The following is a 19,794-nucleotide window of genomic DNA, read 5'->3' on the forward strand; positions in this document are numbered from 1 at the left end:
ACAATAATTTGGTTTACAATGCGTGTAATATCGGTCTCTCCCTAACCTAACTGAGGCCTTCGCATATCCTTACCCGAAATTTTTTCTTGATAAATACGTTCTACTCCAACCTTATTCAACTTAGCAATTTGACGTGCTAAGTTTTGATCGGCTGTAAAAACTCTTGCATATCCTATTTTCATTTCTCAACAACCTTTTCAAAAATTGTTGTCTAAATAGGGTAGAGACTTATCATCCTGTTGATCCAAGTTTGGATACTAAATCTACTGTAAGGATTTACGTACAAAAACTTGCGGTCAAACAACGATAGGTAAGTATACACTAGTCGCTCAAAATTTTCCACGCGTTGGAGAATTAAAACTTCCGAGAGGCAAGAAAATTATTGGAATATTGTGCATTAGTATTGCCGCACTTTTATGCCTCATTTTATTTAAATTATAAGGAGTGAGGAATATGAAGGGGTTAAAAAGAATTTTTACCTTTTTCTCTTATGCAATTGGACTAGGATTAATTTTTAACGTTCCACTTTCAAATTATTTGATTGAATCTTATCATCCTAAAATTGAAACTTTAAAATCATATGCCGTTCCTTATAGCTGGGATAGTGTGCATTTAATTAATCTTTTCAGCATCATTAAAGCACGCTTTGTTCATCCTCAAATTCACGTAATTGGTGCGATTTATAATCAACAAATGGATCTTAATGCTCCAATTGCACTAGGAGTGGATGATACAATTTACTCTTTATGTGCTAGTACACTTATTCCAAATGAACAAATGGGCAAAGGTAACTTTATTCTTGGAGCACATAATGTGCACTCTAGTTCTAAAGTACTATTTTCTCCGCTTTATCGGCATGGCAGTATTGGTGATGAAGTTTATGTAACTGATTTTAAAACTGTTTACACTTATAAAATCATTGATATTAAAAGCATTTCACAATATGATTTATCAACCTTATCCCAAACTAAAAAACCAATGCTTACACTAATTACTTGCGACAAAACTGATCAAAAACGAATCGTTTTTAAAGGCGCTTTAATTAGCAAAAATAGTTTTAACCGTCTTTCCCCCACGGTTAAAAAGTATTTATCCCAAAAATTTGAATATTAATTAACCATATTCAATAAATTATGTGAAATGAGTTTCCCAATACTTACGTTATCTATAGATAAATTTAAATCAGCCATAATTTCATCATCAAAAAAGGTTGCGATAAAATCGCAACCTTTTTATTTTCTATTTATTCGCCTTTAATTACTTGACGACGTGGATTCTTTGGTTTTTGTGCAGGAATTATTGTACCATTATCCTCTAATTCCTTAATTTGATCTTCACTATAACCTAAACCACTTAGAATTTCATTATTGTTTTCACCTAAATCAGGAGCACGTTTATAATCTGGAACATAGTTACCTAACTTAAATGGCATTCCTAATGTCTTGTATTTACCACGGTTACCGCCTTCATCAATGGTTACAATCGTTCCATCTGAATTTAATTCAGGGTCATTTTCAATTTCATACCAGTCAAGAATTGGGCCTACTGGAATTCCTGCCTTACCTAATTTTTCAGTTAACTCATATTTATCATATTGTTTTGTATATGATTCAATTAATGGATAAAGTTCTTCTTTGTGTAATTGACGGTGTTGCCAATCTTTAAAGCGTTCATCATTAATCCATTCTGGATGTCCCATTGTATTTGCAATTGCTTCCCAACTCTTATTAGAGTTTTGAATAACAATATATACATAAGCATTTGGATCGGTTTCCCAACCTTTAGCTTTGTATGTCCATCCAATAACTTCTCCACCTTCAGTATTTTCTGCACGTGGAATTGCCTTACCCCACTTGAAGTTTGGATATACAGCGTAATGTGGCAATGCACCTAAGTTATCTAACATAACTTGGTCACGCAACTTGATTCGACATAAATCCAAAACCGCATTTTGCATTGATTGGTAAACAAATGTACCTTCACCAGTATGTTCACGTTGAAGTAATGCAGCTAAAATTCCAATTGTTAAGTGCATTCCTGAGTTAGTATCACCCAAAGCACCAGCTGATTGAGTTGGAACATTATACTTTCCGTCATTCCAACCAGTTGCTGAAGCTGCCCCACCAGCTGATTGAGCAACCGGTTCATAAGCCTTAACATTTTCAAACCGAGAACCTTGGTTAAATCCTTTCAAAGAAGCCATGATCAAACGTGGATTTAATTTATGAACATCATCCCAACCAAATCCTGCGCGATCAGCAGCACCCGGTCTAACGTTTTCAACAAAGACATCTGCTTTCTTAAGCAAGTCTGTCATGATCTTCTTTCCTTGTTCACTTTTAATATTTAATGTCAATGATTTCTTATTAGCATTTAATTGGAGGTAATACATTCCCCAAGAATCTTGAATATCAAGTAATTGATTACGTGTTGGATCACCGCCTGTATCAGGCCGTTCAATTTTAATTACTTCTGCACCTAGCCATGCTAATAATTGTGTACATGAAGGACCTGATTGTACTTGTGTCCAGTCAACGACTTTGATGCCCTTTAAAGGAGCATACGTTGATTTATCTTCTTCTGTAGCCATGATCTGATTCCCCTTTATAGTATTTTTAATAATCAGTTAAATACTAAAATAAGTACTTGCCTTGATTACACCTTCATTCTAGCACTCCTGTCTGCAATTAAAATCAATTTGCATTGAGGTATAATATAAGCATTTAAATAAATGCAATCAAAAAGACTGCAACTTACATTGCAGTCTCATTTCTTAATTAGAATTCTTTACCTTGTTCTTTTGCCATTCTTTTCTTTTTACGTTCATGACGTACAATGGCTTCTTGTTCTTCAACTTTTAAATATTCTTCACGGTGTAACTTACCAGGGTTTAATTCATTTAATTTACCTGTTTGATCATAAATGACCCATTCGCATAAGTTAACGATATGATCACCGATTCGTTCAAGCATTCGAATTACCATCAAATAACTTGTTGTCGCAACTGCAGTAGCAGTTTCACGCTTCATGATTTCAATTAATAATTGATAAATTTTATAATACTGATCATCAATTTCAGTATCTGATTGTGCGAGTTTTCTTGCTTCATTTGCATCACTGCGAATAGAGGCATCAAGTGAACGTTCAAGCATGCTTCGAATGTCAGCTGTCATATCTGAAATCATGTTTTCAACTTCTGGAATTCGATTATTACCCTTTAAACGAATCGTTTCCCGGGCAATAATAATGGCATGATCACCAATTCGTTCTAAATCAGAACTTGCCTTTAAAATACTAATGATTTTACGAAAATCACGAGCAACAGGTTGTTGTAAAGCAATCAAATTTAATGCTCTTTCTTCTAGCGAAATTTCATTATTATTGATCGTTTCATCGCGAGCAATAATTTGTTCTGCTAATTTTTGATCATGATCTACAAATGATTTTGTAGCCTGATAAATTTGCTCACTAATATCAATTCCCATTTCATTAAAGCGGCCGTTTAACTTTTTCATTTCATCACGGAAAATTTCTTTCATATCTTCTCATCCTTCCTTAGTTGAGTACTATTATTATACCAATTAACCAAAGCGTCCGTTCAAGTAATCATTTGTTAATTTTTCTTTAGGATTTAAGAACATATTACGTGTTTTACTATATTCCACTAAGTCACCATTTAAGAAAAATGCAGTATTATCTGAAATTCTTGAAGCTTGTTGCATGTTATGAGTAACAATAATAATAGTATAGTCTTTTTTCAATTCTACCAGCATTTCTTCAATTTTTGAATTTGAAACCGGATCAAGCGCACTTGTAGGTTCATCCATTAAAATAATTTCAGGTTGAACTGCTAAAACCCGAGCAATACAAATCCGTTGTTGTTGGCCTCCAGAAAATGCAAGTGCATCCTTTTTTAAATTGTCCTTAACTTCATCCCAAACAGCTGCTTTTTTCAAGCTTTCTTCTACAATATCATCAATATCACTTTTATTTTTAATTCCTTTAAGTTTTAAGCCAAAAGCAATATTATCATAAACTGATAATGGGAATGGATTAGGTTGTTGGAATACCATTCCAACTCGTTTTCGTAACTTTACAACATCAACTTTAGGACTATAGATATCTTCACCATCTAGCTTGAAACTGCCAGTAATTGTAACATTATCTAATAAATCATTCATTCGATTTAAGCAACGTAAATAAGTTGATTTTCCGCAACCAGATGGTCCGATCAAAGCGGTAATTTCTTTTTCATTAAATGCTAAGTCAAAGCCATGTAATGCTTCTTTTTTACCATAGTAAAGGTGGACATTTTCAGTTGTTAAAATCTTCTTCATGTTTTTGCCTTCCTATCCAAAGTTTCCTGAAACATAATCTTCTGTTAATTTAACATGTGGCGTTGTAAAGATATTTTTGGTTTTATCAAACTCAATAATTTGTCCCATGTTGAAAAATGCAGTGTAGTCACTACTTCTTGAAGCTTGCTCCATGTTGTGCGTTACGATGATAATTGTATATTTCTTTTTCAACTCTTGAAGTGTAGCTTCAACTTTACGAGTTGAAATTGGATCTAGTCCACTTGTTGGTTCATCTAGTAATAAAATATCCGGTTCCATTGCAATTGAGCGTGCAATGCATACCCGTTGTTGTTGGCCCCCTGACAGTGCCTTCGCATTTTTATCTAATGAATCACTTACTTCATCCCATAAAGCAACTGCTTTTAAACTTTCTTCGACTTTTTTGTCTAAAATTGCCTTATCCTTTATCCCATTATATTTCAATGCATATGTGATATTTTCACGAATAGATTTATAAAAGGGATTTGGATGTTGGAATACCATTCCAATATGTTTGCGTAATTCATAGATATTAATATTGTCGTTATTAATATCTAATCCGCGGTACATGATTTTACCTTCAACCCTTGCAATGTCGTCATTCATTCGATTCAATGATCTCAAAAAGGTTGATTTACCACATCCGGAAGGTCCAATCAAAGCGGTGATTTTATGCCGCGGAAACTGAATGGTTCCATTTGAAAATGCCATTTTTTCACCATAAAAAACTTTTAGATCCTGAGTTGATAATGCAACTTCATCTGTTATTTCTCTAATCCATGTGTCTGTCATATATCTCAATCCTTATCTGTTGCAGTAAGCTTACGATAAACAAAATTACCTAACCAACGTGCACCGAAATTGAAAATTAAAATTACAATAATCAATACAGCTGCTGATCCACTTGATACTTGTTGTGCATCAGGCAAAATTGATTCAGTATTAACTTTCCAAATATGCACTGCTAATGTTTCTGCAGGGCGGAAAATGTTTAATGGGCTAGTTTCTGAAAATGGATTCCAGTTAGCATAATTAATTACTGAATTACTTTGTCCTGCTGTGTAAATTAAAGCAGCAGCCTCACCAAAAATTCGCCCAGCACTTAAAATTACCCCTGTTAAAATTTCTGGTAATGCACATGGAAAGACAATGCCCATAATCGTCTTCCATTTCGAAATCCCTAAAGATACACCCGCTTCGCGTTGATCACGAGGAACTGAACGAAATGCATCTTCAATACTTCGAGTTAAAAGTGGTAAATTGAAGAATGTTAATGTAATTGCACCGGAAATAATTGAAAATCCGATTTGAAACTTAATAACAAAAATCAAATAACCAAACAAACCAACTACAATTGAAGGCAATGAACTTAATAACTCAATGACCGTGCGCAAAAAGTTTGTAAACCAGTTGTCCTTAGCATATTCAGCTAAGTAAATTCCTACACCAAGAGCAATTGGGAAGGAAATTAAAGTTGTTAAGATCAAAATATAAACGGAGTTAAAAATTTGATCACGAATTCCTCCACCTGCTTCAAACGATTCACTTACACTTGTTAAGAAGTGCCACGACATATTTGGCAATCCAGTTACAAGAATATAACCAATTAAAAAGATTAAAAGTAAAATCAATAAGCCAACAACGCCATAAATGACTTTCTTAGCAATTTTATTACTTGTTTTTGGGTTCATCGTTTAATTGCTCCTTTCCGTGTAATCAATCGAATTAACAAGTTAAATGCTAATGACATTAAAAGTAATACTAATGCTAGTGACCATAAAGCATTGTTAGATACTGTTCCTAAAACGGTATTTCCCATTTGGCTAGTTAATTGACTCGTCAAAGTAGCAGTTGGAGTACCTAAACCAGTTGGCATTAAGACGGCATTCCCAATAACCATTTGAACTGCTAAAGCTTCACCAAAAGCACGCGTCATCCCAAAAATAATCGCCGTTAAAATTCCTGGCATTGCAGCACGTAAAACAATTTTATAAATTGATTGCCATTTTGTTGCTCCTAAGGCTAAAGCTGCTTGGCGATAACTTACGGGAATTGATTTCAAACTATCGGCTGTTAATGAAATTACGGTTGGTAAAATCATTACAAACAATACTAATGTTCCTGCTAAAATTCCAAATCCAGTTCCACCAATTAACTTACGTACTAATGGAACTACAACCATTAAACCAATGTATCCATAAACAACTGAAGGAATCCCTACTAAAAGTTCGATCACAGCACGCAATGCTCGAGTTCCTTTTTTAGGAGCATATTCTGTCATGAAAATCGCAACGCCAATTGCAAATGGAGTAGCTAAAATTGCAGCTAAAATCGTTACGATAAATGAAGTTGAAATCATTGGTAAGGCACCAATTAATTTATGTCCTGGATCCCATTGTTTTCCAGTAATAAATTGTTTAATACTTAAATGATCTTGAGTAAATGTTGCAATCCCTTTACTTGTGATAAAGTAAAGAATTGATGCAATTAAAATGATGATAAATCCTAAACAAGTGTAGCAAAGGATTTTACCCCATGCATCTTCTTTTGTTTGCTTTGATTTTGATAGTAGCTTATTTTTGATTTCGTCCATGATTTCACTTCCTTGGTGTTATTTTGCCATCTGGTGATTTTTCAACTTGCATGTTATTTACACTAATATATTTCAAATCAGATACTAAACTATTTTGAACTTTATCTGACATCATGTATTCAATGAATTTTTTAGTTTCGCCGGTTGGCTTTCCTTTTGTATACATGTGTTCATATGACCAAATTTTCCACTTATTAGTTTGGACATTTTTATCGGTTGGCTTTATCCCATCAATTGAAAGTGGGTGAATTCCTTGACTTCTCAAGTATGAGAATGAAAGGTAACTAATTGCCCCTGGAGTATTAGAAACAATCTTTTGAACCGTTCCGTTTGACTCTTGTTCTTGAGCGTTCATCATTTTTTTGCCTTTCATTACATCACTTTCAAATGTAACACGCGTTCCACTTCCTTTAGCACGGTTAATTACCACAATTTTTTGATTTTTACCGCCTAATTGTTTCCAGTTAGTGATCTTTCCTGCAAAAATATCTTGTAATTGTTTCATTGTAATGTTTTTAACTGAAACACCATCGTTTACAATTGGTGCAATCCCAGCAACTGCAACCTTATGATCAACTAATTCATTTGCTTTAATTCCGCTTTGTTGACTTGCAAAAACATCAGAATTACCAATTTGAACAGCGCCTGCTTGAACTTGGCTTAATCCAGTTCCAGAACCACCACCTTGAACAGTGATATTCCCGCCATGTTCTTGATCATACTCACTTGCCGCCTTTTCAACTAAAGGTTGTAAAGCAGTTGAACCTACGATCGTGATTTTATCACTTTTATTTTGATTGCCACATCCACTTAAAAAAAATGTCGCAATCCCTAACGTCGCAATTACTGCAAGTATTCTTTTTTTCATTAATAATATCTCCTTAATATTTACCTCTCACTTGTAGCTTACTGAATTGATGTAAAACTTAGATTGATAATTTGTAAAGGGTATGTAAAAAGACATTATTAATGTAAATTTTGTGTAAAGTTATTATTTTTTCGGTAAATTTAAGAAGGTGTGACAAAATCATTTAAACAAGTGTGGCATAAGTTAGAAATGCATATGTATGTAAAACATCCAAAGCATTTCGTGCTTATGCTTAGCTTGTTGCTTTTTGAACCCGATTAAGAAAGTGTGACAAAAGTATTTAAAATAAACGTGGCATAAGCAGCATAAAAGAGACTGTAACTTACGTCATAGTCTCACTTTTTAGTATTCATACTTTATTTATCAGTTACTTGCCCATTTTCATCTTTTTGAACTTTCATATCATGAATACTAATGTACTTCATTTGTTTTACTAATTTTTGTTGCACTTCTTTACTCATCATGTATTTTAAGAAATCTTTAGTAACGCCAGTGGGTTTTCCTTTTGTATACATATGTTCATATGACCAAATCTTCCATGCATTTATTTGAACATTTTTATCCGTTGGTTTTATCCCATCAATTGAAAGTGAGTGAATTCCATCACCATCTAAATATGAAAAGGCAATGTAACTAATTGCACCTGGTGTCTTCTTAACTACTTTTTGAACAGTTCCATTAGAATCTTGTTCTTGGGCACTAACTGCTTTTTGTCCATTTAGCACCGTATCTTCAAAAGTTGTCCGGGTTCCACTCCCCTTAGCCCGATTAACTACAACAATTTTTTGATCTTTACCTCCTAATTGCTTCCAATTAGTAATTTTTCCAGTAAAAATATCACGTAATTGATCCATTGTAATATTTTCAACTGAGACATCTTGATTTACAATTGGAGCAATTCCGACAACTGCTACCTTATGATCAACTAACTTACTTGCATCAATTCCACTTTGTTGACTTGCAAAGATATCTGAATCACCAATTTGAACTGATCCTTCTTGAACTTGACTTAGTCCTGTTCCTGAACCACCACCTTGAACAGTGATACTATCGCCACTTTCACTTGTATATTTATCAGCTGCCTTTTCAACTAAAGGTTGTAAAGCAGTTGATCCTACAATTGTAATTTTCTCTGATTTTTTTTGAGAATTGCATCCTCCTAAAATTAAAGTCAGTAACCCTACCATGACAATTGTAAGTGGTAATTTCCTTTTCAAATTTTTCATCGTGGTAATCTCTCCTTTATTCTTTTTTGATTACACTTTAAATCCTAATAAGCTGATGTAAAATTCGAATAAATGTCACGTAAAATGTCCGTAAAAATTTTTTTTACTTTGTAAATTAATGATTGAGTTTGTGATTATTTTGTATATTTTCAAAAATAATTGCCAATTGCGTTTATAATATGGAATAATAAGGAAGGAAAAGTCTTTGTTGGAGGTACATCATGGAAGATCGGTTAATATTAATTACACAAAAACTTCCGTTGTTTATGAAGCTTAACACCTATTGCAATGATCATGGCTGGATGGTTTACAATACGACTGAAATTAATGATGTTATGGATTTCATTCAACATAAACATGTTGCTGGAATTATTTGGGATTTAGACGCTACTGATAAAACAGAAACACTGCCATTCATTAAAAAAATTCGTGAAACCTTTAATAAGCCAATTCTTACCCTCACCTCACAAAAAGACTTCGATTATGAAATGCAACTCTTTTCTTTGCATGTTGATGAATACTTAGTTGAACCATATGAATACGAAGAAGTGATTGTCCGCCTTCAACAAGCTATGTGGAGCCGGGCAATTCAAACTGAAAAGAAAGTTCCTGAACTTTTTGAACAAGAACTTGATATTGATGATAGCATCTTAGATGATTATACTGACGATGAAATTCACCAGCAAAAGAGTCATCATCCTAAGCATCATCACATTAAACTTGATGATTTACTTTTAGACATTGACCATTACCGCGTTTTAAAAAATGGCGAAGATTTAGGATTAACTCCTAAAGAATTTAAACTTCTTTATTTCTTAGTGAAAAATAAAGGACAAGTTTTATCCCGAGAACAACTTTTAGAAGGAGTTTGGGACTATAACGACTTAGGAACATCGCGAATTGTTGATATTCACATTAGTCATTTACGCGATAAAATTGAACCTGATCCTCAACATCCTAAATACATTAAAACCATTCGTGGATTCGGCTATTCTTTTGAAGGCAAACCAATCCGCATTAAAAAAGACAATAAAAATTAACAAAAAAAGAAGTTGTGACAAAACACTAGAAACGGGTATGCTGTAAGGAAAAATCCGAACGAATCACGCAGTGAAGATTCGGAGGCTTTAGAACTTACAGGCATGTCCGTTTGTTTTGGAGCACGATTATATGGATATAAAAATAGAGACTGGACTTACGTCACAGCCTCTTAGTTTATATTTTTATAGTTTTTTGAAAACTACATTCAATTTTTAAACTTCTGCTGGCGTTGTGATTTTACCTAAAAATTCCATTTGATTCAGATCACAAAAACGTTCCATGAGTTTTGAAGGTTCCATTCCTTGAACTGCTAGTCCTACTTTTTTCCATACCACATACTTTGAGGATATTCAGACATTCGATCAAACCACGTTTTCAAGTGTTCACTCATATTATGAGTACCAATTAGCCACACATCGGCTGCTTGCATTTTAGCAATAAATTCTTTAAATTGATCATCTGCAAAATGCTGTCCTAACTGATAAATTTTATAATCAATTCCCGTTAAAATTTGGTGTCCAAGTTGACTAGTATTGCCATTTGAATATTCACTTGCATTAATAAAAAGAATTTTTGTCATCCTACTTTATCTCTTTATCATCATTATTATCCAGCTGGTCTTAAATATATGGGTCAAGTTTATTTTCAAAATTACGCATATGACTATCAAAATTGTCGATTTTATAATTTAAATAGTCTAAGGTTTGTTGTAAATCAAAAATTTTTTCTTCAATTTCTGAGCGTTGTTCACGTAAAATATCTTTTCGTGCAACTGCCGCTTCTTCGCGTCTTTGTAAAAATAACTTAGTATATTCAATCATTGATTCAACTGAAACACCTGCATTTCACATATTTTTTACAAAGTAAATCCAGTTTAAATCATAGTTATTATACTACTATTACGATGAACGGGCGGAATTAACCCTTCACGTTCATAATATCGCAATGTATCCGGTGATAAATTAAATTTTTTACTTACAGTAGTCAACTTTTTGTTTAGTTGTAATTAATTCACCTTTTAAATCTTCAATTTGCTTTTCAATTTCTGCTTGTTGATCCTCCATAATTTTTAAGCGTTCAGGTGCATCCCTGTAGACTTCATACAGGTAATGGTTCTTAATGCTAAAAAATCAGTTCTTTTAAATGCACGATTCCCATGTTCATCGCGCCCAACAAAATTTAATAATCCAATTCGATCCCAATATCTTAATGTATGAGAGCTAATTCCCATAATTTTACTGACTTCACTAACTTTATAAGTTTTCATAATTCACCTACATTTCTTGTGCAGTTGTTCGCACAATAATTTCATTTAATGCTATATCTGCAGGCATATCAATTGCATCTGCAATTACTTGAGCAATTCGTTCAACTGGAATTGCATATTGATTATAAAAATCAGTAATAAATCCCTTAGCATCTTTGCTAGTAATTGAACTTAAAAGGTTAGTTTTAATTGATCCTGGAGAAACTACCGTTACACAGACATTCGTTTTCATTTGGGTCATTTCTTGACGCAAACCTTCGCTAATTGAATTTACTCCTGCTTTAGTAGCTGAATAAACAGATGAGCCTACTCCAACATGATGTGCTGCAATTGAGGAAATATTAATAATATGACCGAATTTTTGTGGAATCATGTAAGTTAGTGCTGTAGAAATTCCATAAAGCGCTCCTTTTAAATTAATATCAATCATATTATCCCAATCTTCAATTCGCTTTTCTGCTAAAGGAGATTGTGGCATAATTCCTGCACTATTTAACCATACGTCAATTCTGCCAAATGCTTCATTCGCCTTATCTGCTAACTTTTGAACCGCAGTTGCACTTGTTACATCGTCACTTCATAAATTGCCGTACCGTCATTTTTTTCAATTTCAGTTTTAATTTCTTGGAGCTTATTTTCACGCCGTGCTTCCAAAACCACTTTATATCCTTTTTGTGCCATTTTCAATGCTGTGGCCTTTCCCATCCCACTAGATGCACCTGTATTACGATTACTTTTTCACTCATGTTTATCATCCTTCCTGTCAATATTTCAAGTGTAGGTCTTTGAGTGTACTCAAAGACAAGAAAAAATTCCTTTAAGTTGATTTAAAAAACATCAACTTAAAGGAATTAAGTTCCACATGAAACTATTCATTTTTCTTTATCAAATTCTATTAAAAACTTTCTCATAAAATCCGTACGCTCATGTGCTAATTTTTTCGCACTTGGACTGTTCATTAAATTCTCTAGTTTTAGTAATTTCTCATAGAAATGATTAATCGTAGTACCTTGATGATTATGGTATTGAGTTGCTGATTTAAACTGTTTTTGTGGCTTAGTTTCATCATATATCAATTGATGATGGACACCACCATATGCAAATGCACGTGCAATTCCAATTGCACCTAATGCATCTAATCGATCAGCATCTTGAACATATTGACCTTCAATTGATAAAATTTGCTTTTCATGCAAGTTCTTCGAATATGACATCTTTTGAATTGTATTGAATATATTTGATTGATCTTTTAGTGAAAGTTTCTTAATCGTATCTAAATTTTTAATCTCGGCTAATCTTCTGATTGAATTATCTGTAAGTTTTTCATCAATTGTATCATGTAAATATGCCATTATTTTAACTAACTTAATTCCATGCTCATCATTTGGATAGTCCTTTTGAAATAAATTCACTGCGGTTGCTGCCACTCTTTTAGCATGATAAAAGTCATGACCACTTGGATCGCTTTGCATCCACTGATAAGCAAAATTAACAATATCTTCCATATTATTAATCCTTAAATTTTACTGCGGTACCATATGCGACCACTGATTGCATATCACCACTAATTGAACCAGAATCAAATCGCATCATCACAACAGCATCTGCGCCTTTATCAATGGCTTCTTGTTTCATTCGTTCAATTGCTTTTTGTCGTGATTCATGCAACATTTCAGTATAAGCCTTGATTTCTCCTCCAACAATATTTTTCAAACTTGCACCCATGTTACGCAATACATTTTTTGATTGAGTCGTTACTCCAAATACTTCTCCAATAATTTCATATTCACGACCTGCGATTTGTTCTGTAGTAGTAACTAAAATATCCATAATTATCTCCTCCTTTTAGGTTGTTTTAATTATACCATAATTCATTTTACAAGCGACAAAACTATTCCAATGTCAATAAAAACTATGCCAAAAATCGTCAAATTCAACAAAGATCATTTTCACAAATAAACTTTGCTTTCACGAAAACTGGCATGAAAATTGATTAAAAATAAATTTTATTTTCTTTTTAAAACACATTCCATTCAGATCGTGCACAATCATTTGTAAAAACATTCATCTTAATTCTTAACTAATTTTACTAACTATTCGGAACAATCCAATGCATTTTTCTTTAAAAAACCAAAAAAACTCCGCAGAAAAACTGCGGAGAAAAAAGGAGTATATTTTATGAAATCTCAAAGGGGAAGCTTGAGTTTCATGATTTGTAATCAACTACTTTTCAGGGGAGAAAAAGTAATGAAAATGTTTCGGCCTTTTCTATCAGGCTATATTTACAATTTACACTGTAAATGTGAATTTTTTGTGAATTTCATTCATTTGAAAACGTTTTATTTATTAAAAAAGTTTAAAGTTGATGTTTTTTGCATTTATTTGAGCAACATTGCATTAAATGCAACAATAACTGTTGAGCATGACATCACTGCAGCTCCAACCATTGGACTAAGTATAAAGCCGATTGGTGCAAGGATTCCAGCTGCTAATGGTAGAACAATGATATTATATCCTGCTCCCCACCAAAGATTTTCAGTCATTTTCACAGTCGTTTTCCGTGCTAGTTTCAAAAATTTCAATACATCAGTTGGATTACTTTTCACTAACACTACATCTGCTGAATTAATTGCCACATCCGTTCCTGAACCAATTGCAATTCCAATATCAGCTCGCGTTAAACTTGGTGCATCATTAATCCCATCACCAATCATCATTACTTTACCTTTTTTTTGATATTCACGTACAATTTTTTCTTTATCTTGAGGCATTAATTCCGCTTTGACTTCATCAATTCCTAGTTCATTTGCAACTGCTTGAGCAGCTTTTTGGTTGTCTCCAGTTAGTATTACTGGAATAATTCCTTGTTCTTTTAATCTAGCAATAAATTTCTTTGAATCCTTTTTAATTGTGTCGCCTTGAGCAACATATCCTAAAATTTCTTTATCTTTAATCAAATAACTAATTGTACTTGCAACTGGTAAATTATCAATTACTGGAACTGTAATTCCTGCTTTTTTCAATCCATTGGCTGAAACTAAACTATAAGTAGCTTCAGCAATTTTCCCCGTTAAGCCCACTCCAGTAATTTGAGAAACATCTTGTGCTGGATTAATTTTTAAATGGCATTTTTTGGCTTCATCAACAATTCCAACTGCAAGTGGGTGACTTGAGCTAATTTCTAAAGCAGCCATTAAATTTAAAATTTGATCATCATTCAAATTAGCAGTTAAAGTTCCAATTTTGTGAACTTTAAAATCGCCTTCTGTTAATGTTCCTGTTTTATCCATTAACGCATATTTTAGATGCCTAACTTGTTCCATTGCGGTTCGATTATGAATCAATAGTCCTTGTCTTGCAGCAATTGAAGTACTTCTTGCTACAACAAGAGGAATCGCTAATCCTAAAGAATGCGGACAAGCTACCACTAAAGTCGCAACTGCAACTGATAAAGCATAAGATAAACCTTCATAGTGAAACCAAACAACAAAAGCAATTAAGGCAATTGTTACAGCTGCGTAAAATAATGATCCCGCAACTTTATCAGCCATATTTTCTTGTTTTGACTTTGTCTTCTTTGCATCATTAATTAATCTCATTACTTGAGCCAAATATCCATTTTGACCAGTTCCTGTAACTTTAATTGTTAATGTTCCATTCCCATTTACTGATCCACCTACAACACTATCGCCTTGATGTTTTTCAACTGCCCGTGATTCACCAGTAACCATGGATTCATTTGCCGTTGAAGTTCCTTCAATCACAATTCCATCTGCAGGCATTTTTTCTCCTGCTAATACTTGTAAAACATCATCTTCATGAACATCTTTCAAAGGAACATCTTTAACTTGACCGTTAATTACTTGATGCGCCATCTTAGGTAAGAGTTTAACTAATGAATCTAAAGAAGAACTTGCCTTCATTTCGACATTCATTTCAATCCAATGACCTAACAACATAATGTCAACTAAACTTGATAATTCCCAAAAGAAATCCATTACATGTTTTCCAAAAAATTGTTGCTGAATTACGGAATAAATACTATATACATAAGCAACACTAATTCCCATTGCAATTAAAGTCATCATCGCTGGTTTCTTCTCTTTAAGTTCAACCTTTGCTCCACTGAAAAATGGTGAGCCACCATAAAAGAAGATAATTGTTCCTAAAATCGCTACAATCCAATTTGAACCAGGAAAAGTGATTTCAAAAGGTAAGTGCATTCCCATAAAAGGGGACATCACAATAATTGGAATTGTTAAAATCAAGGATATCCAAAACTTCTTTTTCATATTTCCCATATGCATCATGTGACCGCCATGTTCCATCATGTCCATATCATCATGGTGCATATGCGCATGATCCATTTTGGTGTGATCATGCATTTCATGTTGATCCATATCCATTTTCAAAAACCTCCTAACTTATCCTCAATCCTAAATATATACTTTATGTTTACGTTTGTAAACGTAAATGTTCTTAATTTTAAAATAAAAAAAAGACTATGACAAAAGTCATAGTCTTAAAATTACTTTTATTAGTCTTCAGCAACAAATGGTAACAAGCCCATGATGCGAGCACGTTTGATAGCTACTGTAAGCTTACGTTGGTTCTTAGCACTTGTACCTGTTACACGACGAGGTAAAATTTTACCACGTTCTGAAATGAAACGACGTAATAATTCTGTATCTTTGTAATCGATGTATTCGATATGGTTTGCTGCGATGTAGTCTACCTTACGGCGACGACGACCGCCACGACGTTGTTGTGCCATGCTTATCCCTCCCTAGTTTCTAGAATGGTAAGTCATCATCTGAAATATCAATTTGTTGTCCATTATCGGCAAAAGGATCATTATCATTGGTTGAATTACCTTGATTTTGATCATTGCCACCAAGATTACCAGTTTGCACATTTCCTGAGAATGAACCACCCTGACTACCTGCTGGATTTCCATATGGGTTATTGTCAAATGATGGATTATTCATTGAAGAGCCATCTTGACCTTGAGGATGTTCACGGCGGTATTGTTCAGATTGCGCTTTAGTTTCCAACAATGAGAAGTTGTCAACTACAACTTCTGTCACGTATACCCGTGCACCTTGTTGGTTTTCATATGAACGAGTTTGTAACCGTCCTTCAACAGCAACCATTGAACCTTTATGGGTAAAATTAGCAAAGTTTTCAGCTGCTTTGCGCCAAAGCACACAGTTGATAAAATCAGCTTCGCGTTGCCCATTTTGGTTTGTAAATGAACGATCAACTGCAAGGGTAAATGATGCAACTGCCGTTCCAGATTGGGTATAACGTAAATCAGGATCTTTTGTTAAGCGACCTACAAGAACTACTCTGTTAATCAAGGTCATGCCCTCCTTTATATTTTAATTTTATTCTTTTATTAGTCTTCGCGTTTTACGATCATGTGGCGTAAAATACCATCGTTGATCTTTGAAAGACGATCAAATTCGTTAATTGCATCTGCATTTTCAGCATTAACGTTTACAATGTGGTACATACCTTCTGTGTAACCGTTAATTTCATATGCAAAACGACGCTTTGACCAGTCTTTTGAATCAATAATTTCAGCACCACCATTCTTCAAAACGTCATCGAATTTAGCAACTAAATCATTTTTAGCTGCTTCATCAAGTGAAGGATTGATGATGTATGTGATTTCATAATGTGTCATAGTTGTTTGCACCTCCTTATGGACTTTTGGTTCTTTTAAATATAGTAAAAGAACAAGGTATTACAAGTTAGAATTATATCATCTCTATTTTTGTTTTGCAATAAGATTCCTGATTTTTCCCCTTACTATCTATATACGCTAAAAAAGATTTTTTTTAGAAAAAATTGCAAAAAAAAAGACTGCGACTCATGCCACAATCTTCTTGAATTCTTAGCTTAGTCTTCTTGCTTTTCGTTATGTTCAATTTCACGATCAGCAAGTGCTTGTACATCATTTTTTAGCAATATTTGATCTGCACTAGTTTCTATAGTTGCATCTGCAACATTATTTTCGTCATTTTTTTCAGGATCAACCTTAGCAATTGTTGAAACTTTAGCATCATCTTCTAAGTTAATTAGGTGAACACCTAAAGTTGCTCGTCCAGTTTCAGAAACATCTGCAACATTAAAGCGAATCAAAACGCCTTTATTGGTAATTACCATGATATCTTCATCACCATGCACAATCGTTAATCCCGCTAATGGACCATTCTTGGCTGTGATATTAGATGTTTTAATTCCTTTTCCGCCACGTCCTTTAATTGGATATGCACTTGCAGGTGTCCGTTTACCATAACCATTTTCTGAAATTACGAATACATCACTATCTTGATCCAAAATATCAGAACCAATTACATAATCATTTTCACGTAATCTAATTCCCCGAACTCCGGCAGCAGAACGTCCCATCGAACGCACTGTACTTTCATTAAATGAAACTGCATATCCTAAATGAGTTCCAATAATAATATTTTGATTGCCATCAGTTAATGATACATTCATCAATTCATCGTCATCATGTAAATTAATTGCTTTTAATCCATTTTTACGAATGTTACTAAAATCTTCAACTGGAGTCCGCTTAACAGTTCCTTGTTTTGTAGTAAAGAACAAGTAAGCAGCATTTGCATTTTCATCATGCGGAATATTTACAACCGTTGCAATTTTTTCTCCTTCACCAATGTTAAGCAAATTAATCACTGGAATTCCCTTTGCTGAACGTCCATATTCAGGAATTTCGTAGCCCTTCATGCTATATACTTTTCCTAAATTAGTAAAGAATAGTAATTCATCATGCGTTGAAGTAGTAATTAATTGTTCAATGAAGTCATCATCATGAACGCCCATTCCTTGAACACCACGTCCACCACGTCTTTGAGCTTTAAAATCACTTGTTGGCAAGCGTTTAATATAACCATTATGAGTTAATGTAATTGCGACAGATTCTTCTTCAATTAAATCTTCATCTTCAATGCTTGTGACTTCGCCAACCATTAATTCAGTGCGGCGTTCATCGCCATATTTATCTTGGATATCAAGTAATTCTTGGTAAATAATTTCATTAATACGAGCTTCATTTGCTAAGATATCTTCATAATCAGCAATTGCCTTCATAGTCTTATCATAATCGGCTTCAACTTTGTCTCGTTCCAAACCGGTTAATCGAACTAGTCGCATATCTAAAATTGCTTGTGCTTGCTTATCACTTAAATCAAATTCGTTCATCAAGCGATCTTTAGCAATGTCTCCACTTTCAGATTTACGAATAATATTGATAATTGCATCAATATGGTCTAAAGCAATTCGTAACCCTGCTAAAATGTGTGCTCGTGCCTTAGCTTTTCTTAAATCAAATTCCGTTCTTCTGCGAATAACTTCAACTTGGTGTTTTAAGTAGTATTGCAAAATTTGCTTTAAACTTAAAATTTTAGGAGTGCCATCAACAATGGCTAACATATTAAACCCAAATGAAGTTTGCATTAAGGTCATCTTATACAAGTTATTTAATACGACTGATGCACTGACATCGCGCCGCACATCAATTGTAATCCGCATCCCATCACGGTCAGATTCATCATGAATAGCTGTAATTCCATCAATTTCTTTTTCCCGTGCAAGTTCAGAAATCCGTTCAATTAAGCGGGCTTTATTGACCATGTATGGTAATTCATGGACAATAATTTGTTCCCGTCCATTTTTTTGCTCTTCAATTTCAACTTTAGCACGTAATGTAACGGTTCCCTTACCAGTTTCATATGCTTTTCGAATTCCTGATTTTCCCATTACAATTCCACCAGTTGGAAAGTCTGGTCCTGGAATTACTTCCATCAAATCAGCAATAGTTGCATCAGGATTATCCATTAAAACATGGATTGCAGAAATTACTTCTGATAAATTGTGAGGTGGAATGTTTGTAGTCATCCCAACCGCAATCCCAGTTGCACCATTTACCAATAAATTTGGAAAACGCGCAGGCAAAACTTTAGGTTCGCGTTCAGTTCCATCGTAATTTGGTTGAAAATCAATTGTGTCTTTATTAATATCACGCAGCATTTCAGTTGCGATCTTAGACATCCGTGCTTCAGTATAACGCATCGCAGCAGCACCGTCGCCATCGACAGACCCAAAGTTACCGTGTCCATCAACAAGCATGTACCGATAGCTGAAATCTTGTGCCATTCGCACCATAGATTCGTAAATTGCTGAGTCACCATGTGGGTGAAATTTACCCATAACTTCCCCAACAATTCTGGCTGATTTCTTGTATGGCTTATCTGGAGTAACCCCTAATTCACTCATTCCATATAAAATCCGTCGATGAACAGGTTTTAAACCATCGCGAACATCTGGTAAAGCACGTGCTACTAAAACACTCATTGCATAATCTAAGAACGATGTTTGCATGACGTTTGAAAGATCAACGTCTTTAATTCGATCTGGTAAATCTACCACTG

Annotated in this window: 24 protein-coding genes and 1 pseudogene; 2 read left to right on the top strand and 23 right to left on the bottom strand. The window is 34.0% G+C overall.

Features of this window, described 5'->3' with window-relative positions; translation table 11 throughout:
* Positions 1 to 41: 41 nt before the first annotated feature.
* Positions 42 to 182: a recombinase family protein gene (locus ACWCL1_RS01540; RefSeq protein ID WP_454545165.1), complete on the bottom strand. Its 141-nt coding sequence runs from the start codon at positions 180 to 182 to the stop codon at positions 42 to 44.
* A 271-nt stretch (positions 183 to 453) separates the two neighbouring features.
* On the opposite strand from ACWCL1_RS01540, the gene ACWCL1_RS01545 reads away from it, so the two are divergent.
* The gene (locus ACWCL1_RS01545; RefSeq protein ID WP_454545166.1) at positions 454 to 1,113 is read left to right on the top strand and encodes a class A sortase; all 660 of its coding nucleotides are present in this window, start codon (positions 454 to 456) and stop codon (positions 1,111 to 1,113) included.
* Positions 1,114 to 1,243: 130 nt separating this feature from the next.
* Here the strand turns inward: ACWCL1_RS01545 and frc are convergent, their stop codons facing one another.
* From frc to ACWCL1_RS01585, 8 genes are all read right to left on the bottom strand, one after another.
* On the bottom strand, positions 1,244 to 2,590 hold the full coding sequence (gene frc / locus ACWCL1_RS01550) for a formyl-CoA transferase (RefSeq protein WP_454545167.1): 1,347 nt from the start codon (positions 2,588 to 2,590) through the stop codon (positions 1,244 to 1,246).
* A 187-nt stretch (positions 2,591 to 2,777) separates the two neighbouring features.
* Complete coding sequence (phoU, locus tag ACWCL1_RS01555) at positions 2,778 to 3,539, bottom strand: phosphate signaling complex protein PhoU (protein WP_454545168.1); 762 nt, start codon at positions 3,537 to 3,539, stop codon at positions 2,778 to 2,780.
* Between the two features lie 42 nt (positions 3,540 to 3,581).
* Positions 3,582 to 4,337 carry a phosphate ABC transporter ATP-binding protein PstB gene (pstB, locus tag ACWCL1_RS01560; RefSeq protein WP_454545169.1) on the bottom strand — a complete coding sequence of 252 codons (756 nt, stop codon included), beginning with the start codon at positions 4,335 to 4,337 and terminating at the stop codon, positions 3,582 to 3,584.
* A 12-nt stretch (positions 4,338 to 4,349) separates the two neighbouring features.
* Positions 4,350 to 5,129: a phosphate ABC transporter ATP-binding protein PstB gene (pstB, locus tag ACWCL1_RS01565; RefSeq protein ID WP_454545170.1), complete on the bottom strand. Its 780-nt coding sequence runs from the start codon at positions 5,127 to 5,129 to the stop codon at positions 4,350 to 4,352.
* 5 nt (positions 5,130 to 5,134) lie between these two features.
* Positions 5,135 to 6,028 carry a phosphate ABC transporter permease PstA gene (pstA, locus tag ACWCL1_RS01570; protein ID WP_454545171.1) on the bottom strand — a complete coding sequence of 298 codons (894 nt, stop codon included), beginning with the start codon at positions 6,026 to 6,028 and terminating at the stop codon, positions 5,135 to 5,137.
* Positions 6,025 to 6,930 carry a phosphate ABC transporter permease subunit PstC gene (gene pstC, locus ACWCL1_RS01575; protein WP_454545172.1) on the bottom strand — a complete coding sequence of 302 codons (906 nt, stop codon included), beginning with the start codon at positions 6,928 to 6,930 and terminating at the stop codon, positions 6,025 to 6,027. The genes pstA and pstC overlap by 4 nt, the downstream gene beginning before the upstream one ends.
* A 4-nt stretch (positions 6,931 to 6,934) precedes the next feature.
* A complete protein-coding gene (locus ACWCL1_RS01580; protein ID WP_454545173.1) occupies positions 6,935 to 7,798 on the bottom strand; it encodes a phosphate ABC transporter substrate-binding protein in 864 nt (287 codons plus the stop codon).
* Between the two features lie 356 nt (positions 7,799 to 8,154).
* Positions 8,155 to 9,024: a phosphate ABC transporter substrate-binding protein gene (locus ACWCL1_RS01585; RefSeq protein ID WP_454545174.1), complete on the bottom strand. Its 870-nt coding sequence runs from the start codon at positions 9,022 to 9,024 to the stop codon at positions 8,155 to 8,157.
* 221 nt (positions 9,025 to 9,245) lie between these two features.
* On the opposite strand from ACWCL1_RS01585, the gene ACWCL1_RS01590 reads away from it, so the two are divergent.
* Entirely contained in the window at positions 9,246 to 10,064 is an 819-nt protein-coding gene (locus ACWCL1_RS01590; protein WP_454545175.1) for a response regulator transcription factor, read from the top strand.
* Between the two features lie 213 nt (positions 10,065 to 10,277).
* Here ACWCL1_RS01590 and ACWCL1_RS01595 read toward each other — a convergent pair whose 3' ends face one another.
* The 14 genes and pseudogenes from ACWCL1_RS01595 to gyrA all read right to left on the bottom strand — a co-directional run bounded on the left by ACWCL1_RS01595 (position 10,278) and on the right by gyrA (position 19,792).
* A complete protein-coding gene (locus tag ACWCL1_RS01595; protein ID WP_454545176.1) occupies positions 10,278 to 10,400 on the bottom strand; it encodes a hypothetical protein in 123 nt (40 codons plus the stop codon).
* Positions 10,382 to 10,645, bottom strand: a complete 264-nt coding sequence (locus ACWCL1_RS01600; RefSeq protein ID WP_454545177.1) for a flavodoxin family protein — start codon at positions 10,643 to 10,645, stop codon at positions 10,382 to 10,384. Before ACWCL1_RS01600 ends, ACWCL1_RS01595 begins: the two co-directional genes overlap by 19 nt.
* A gap of 40 nt (positions 10,646 to 10,685) precedes the next feature.
* A complete protein-coding gene (locus ACWCL1_RS01605) occupies positions 10,686 to 10,886 on the bottom strand; it encodes a hypothetical protein (RefSeq protein ID WP_454545178.1) in 201 nt (66 codons plus the stop codon).
* Between the two features lie 53 nt (positions 10,887 to 10,939).
* Positions 10,940 to 11,053 (bottom strand): MerR family DNA-binding transcriptional regulator, encoded by a 114-nt coding sequence (locus tag ACWCL1_RS01610; protein ID WP_454545179.1) that lies wholly within the window; start codon positions 11,051 to 11,053, stop codon positions 10,940 to 10,942.
* Between the two features lie 81 nt (positions 11,054 to 11,134).
* Positions 11,135 to 11,332 (bottom strand): MerR family transcriptional regulator, encoded by a 198-nt coding sequence (locus ACWCL1_RS01615; RefSeq protein ID WP_454545180.1) that lies wholly within the window; start codon positions 11,330 to 11,332, stop codon positions 11,135 to 11,137.
* Between the two features lie 7 nt (positions 11,333 to 11,339).
* A pseudogene (locus ACWCL1_RS01620) lies at positions 11,340 to 11,843 on the bottom strand (SDR family oxidoreductase); the annotation flags it as partial.
* Between the two features lie 53 nt (positions 11,844 to 11,896).
* Positions 11,897 to 12,037, bottom strand: coding sequence for a hypothetical protein (locus ACWCL1_RS01625; RefSeq protein WP_454545181.1), 141 nt, complete (start codon positions 12,035 to 12,037; stop codon positions 11,897 to 11,899).
* Between the two features lie 167 nt (positions 12,038 to 12,204).
* A complete protein-coding gene (locus ACWCL1_RS01630; RefSeq protein WP_454545182.1) occupies positions 12,205 to 12,837 on the bottom strand; it encodes an HD domain-containing protein in 633 nt (210 codons plus the stop codon).
* Between the two features lie 4 nt (positions 12,838 to 12,841).
* Entirely contained in the window at positions 12,842 to 13,162 is a 321-nt protein-coding gene (locus tag ACWCL1_RS01635; protein WP_454545183.1) for a heavy metal-binding domain-containing protein, read from the bottom strand.
* A gap of 548 nt (positions 13,163 to 13,710) precedes the next feature.
* A complete protein-coding gene (locus ACWCL1_RS01640) occupies positions 13,711 to 15,732 on the bottom strand; it encodes a heavy metal translocating P-type ATPase (protein WP_454545246.1) in 2,022 nt (673 codons plus the stop codon).
* A gap of 137 nt (positions 15,733 to 15,869) precedes the next feature.
* Positions 15,870 to 16,106: a 30S ribosomal protein S18 gene (gene rpsR / locus ACWCL1_RS01645; RefSeq protein WP_454545184.1), complete on the bottom strand. Its 237-nt coding sequence runs from the start codon at positions 16,104 to 16,106 to the stop codon at positions 15,870 to 15,872.
* Positions 16,107 to 16,125: 19 nt separating this feature from the next.
* Entirely contained in the window at positions 16,126 to 16,692 is a 567-nt protein-coding gene (gene ssb / locus ACWCL1_RS01650) for a single-stranded DNA-binding protein (RefSeq protein WP_454545185.1), read from the bottom strand.
* Positions 16,693 to 16,730: 38 nt separating this feature from the next.
* Positions 16,731 to 17,021, bottom strand: a complete 291-nt coding sequence (rpsF, locus tag ACWCL1_RS01655; RefSeq protein ID WP_454545186.1) for a 30S ribosomal protein S6 — start codon at positions 17,019 to 17,021, stop codon at positions 16,731 to 16,733.
* Positions 17,022 to 17,236: 215 nt separating this feature from the next.
* A complete protein-coding gene (gene gyrA, locus ACWCL1_RS01660) occupies positions 17,237 to 19,792 on the bottom strand; it encodes a DNA gyrase subunit A (protein WP_454545187.1) in 2,556 nt (851 codons plus the stop codon).
* Between the last annotated feature and the right edge of the window lie 2 nt (positions 19,793 to 19,794).

Source organism: Ligilactobacillus sp. LYQ135, from assembly GCF_053711055.1.

Bases quoted from the DNA above. Each gene is read 5' to 3' on its own strand.
- ACWCL1_RS01540 (WP_454545165.1), bottom strand. From the start codon at position 182: ATGAAAATAGGATATGCAAGAGTTTTTACAGCCGATCAAAACTTAGCA.
- ACWCL1_RS01545 (WP_454545166.1), top strand. From the start codon at position 454: ATGAAGGGGTTAAAAAGAATTTTTACCTTTTTCTCTTATGCAATTGGA.
- frc (WP_454545167.1), bottom strand. From the start codon at position 2,590: ATGGCTACAGAAGAAGATAAATCAACGTATGCTCCTTTAAAGGGCATC.
- phoU (WP_454545168.1), bottom strand. From the start codon at position 3,539: ATGAAAGAAATTTTCCGTGATGAAATGAAAAAGTTAAACGGCCGCTTT.
- pstB (WP_454545169.1), bottom strand. From the start codon at position 4,337: ATGAAGAAGATTTTAACAACTGAAAATGTCCACCTTTACTATGGTAAA.
- pstB (WP_454545170.1), bottom strand. From the start codon at position 5,129: ATGACAGACACATGGATTAGAGAAATAACAGATGAAGTTGCATTATCA.
- pstA (WP_454545171.1), bottom strand. From the start codon at position 6,028: ATGAACCCAAAAACAAGTAATAAAATTGCTAAGAAAGTCATTTATGGC.
- pstC (WP_454545172.1), bottom strand. From the start codon at position 6,930: ATGGACGAAATCAAAAATAAGCTACTATCAAAATCAAAGCAAACAAAA.
- ACWCL1_RS01580 (WP_454545173.1), bottom strand. From the start codon at position 7,798: ATGAAAAAAAGAATACTTGCAGTAATTGCGACGTTAGGGATTGCGACA.
- ACWCL1_RS01585 (WP_454545174.1), bottom strand. From the start codon at position 9,024: ATGAAAAATTTGAAAAGGAAATTACCACTTACAATTGTCATGGTAGGG.
- ACWCL1_RS01590 (WP_454545175.1), top strand. From the start codon at position 9,246: ATGGAAGATCGGTTAATATTAATTACACAAAAACTTCCGTTGTTTATG.
- ACWCL1_RS01600 (WP_454545177.1), bottom strand. From the start codon at position 10,645: ATGACAAAAATTCTTTTTATTAATGCAAGTGAATATTCAAATGGCAAT.
- ACWCL1_RS01605 (WP_454545178.1), bottom strand. From the start codon at position 10,886: ATGATTGAATATACTAAGTTATTTTTACAAAGACGCGAAGAAGCGGCA.
- ACWCL1_RS01615 (WP_454545180.1), bottom strand. From the start codon at position 11,332: ATGAAAACTTATAAAGTTAGTGAAGTCAGTAAAATTATGGGAATTAGC.
- ACWCL1_RS01625 (WP_454545181.1), bottom strand. From the start codon at position 12,037: ATGGGAAAGGCCACAGCATTGAAAATGGCACAAAAAGGATATAAAGTG.
- ACWCL1_RS01630 (WP_454545182.1), bottom strand. From the start codon at position 12,837: ATGGAAGATATTGTTAATTTTGCTTATCAGTGGATGCAAAGCGATCCA.
- ACWCL1_RS01635 (WP_454545183.1), bottom strand. From the start codon at position 13,162: ATGGATATTTTAGTTACTACTACAGAACAAATCGCAGGTCGTGAATAT.
- ACWCL1_RS01640 (WP_454545246.1), bottom strand. From the start codon at position 15,732: ATGGATCAACATGAAATGCATGATCACACCAAAATGGATCATGCGCAT.
- rpsR (WP_454545184.1), bottom strand. From the start codon at position 16,106: ATGGCACAACAACGTCGTGGCGGTCGTCGTCGCCGTAAGGTAGACTAC.
- rpsF (WP_454545186.1), bottom strand. From the start codon at position 17,021: ATGACACATTATGAAATCACATACATCATCAATCCTTCACTTGATGAA.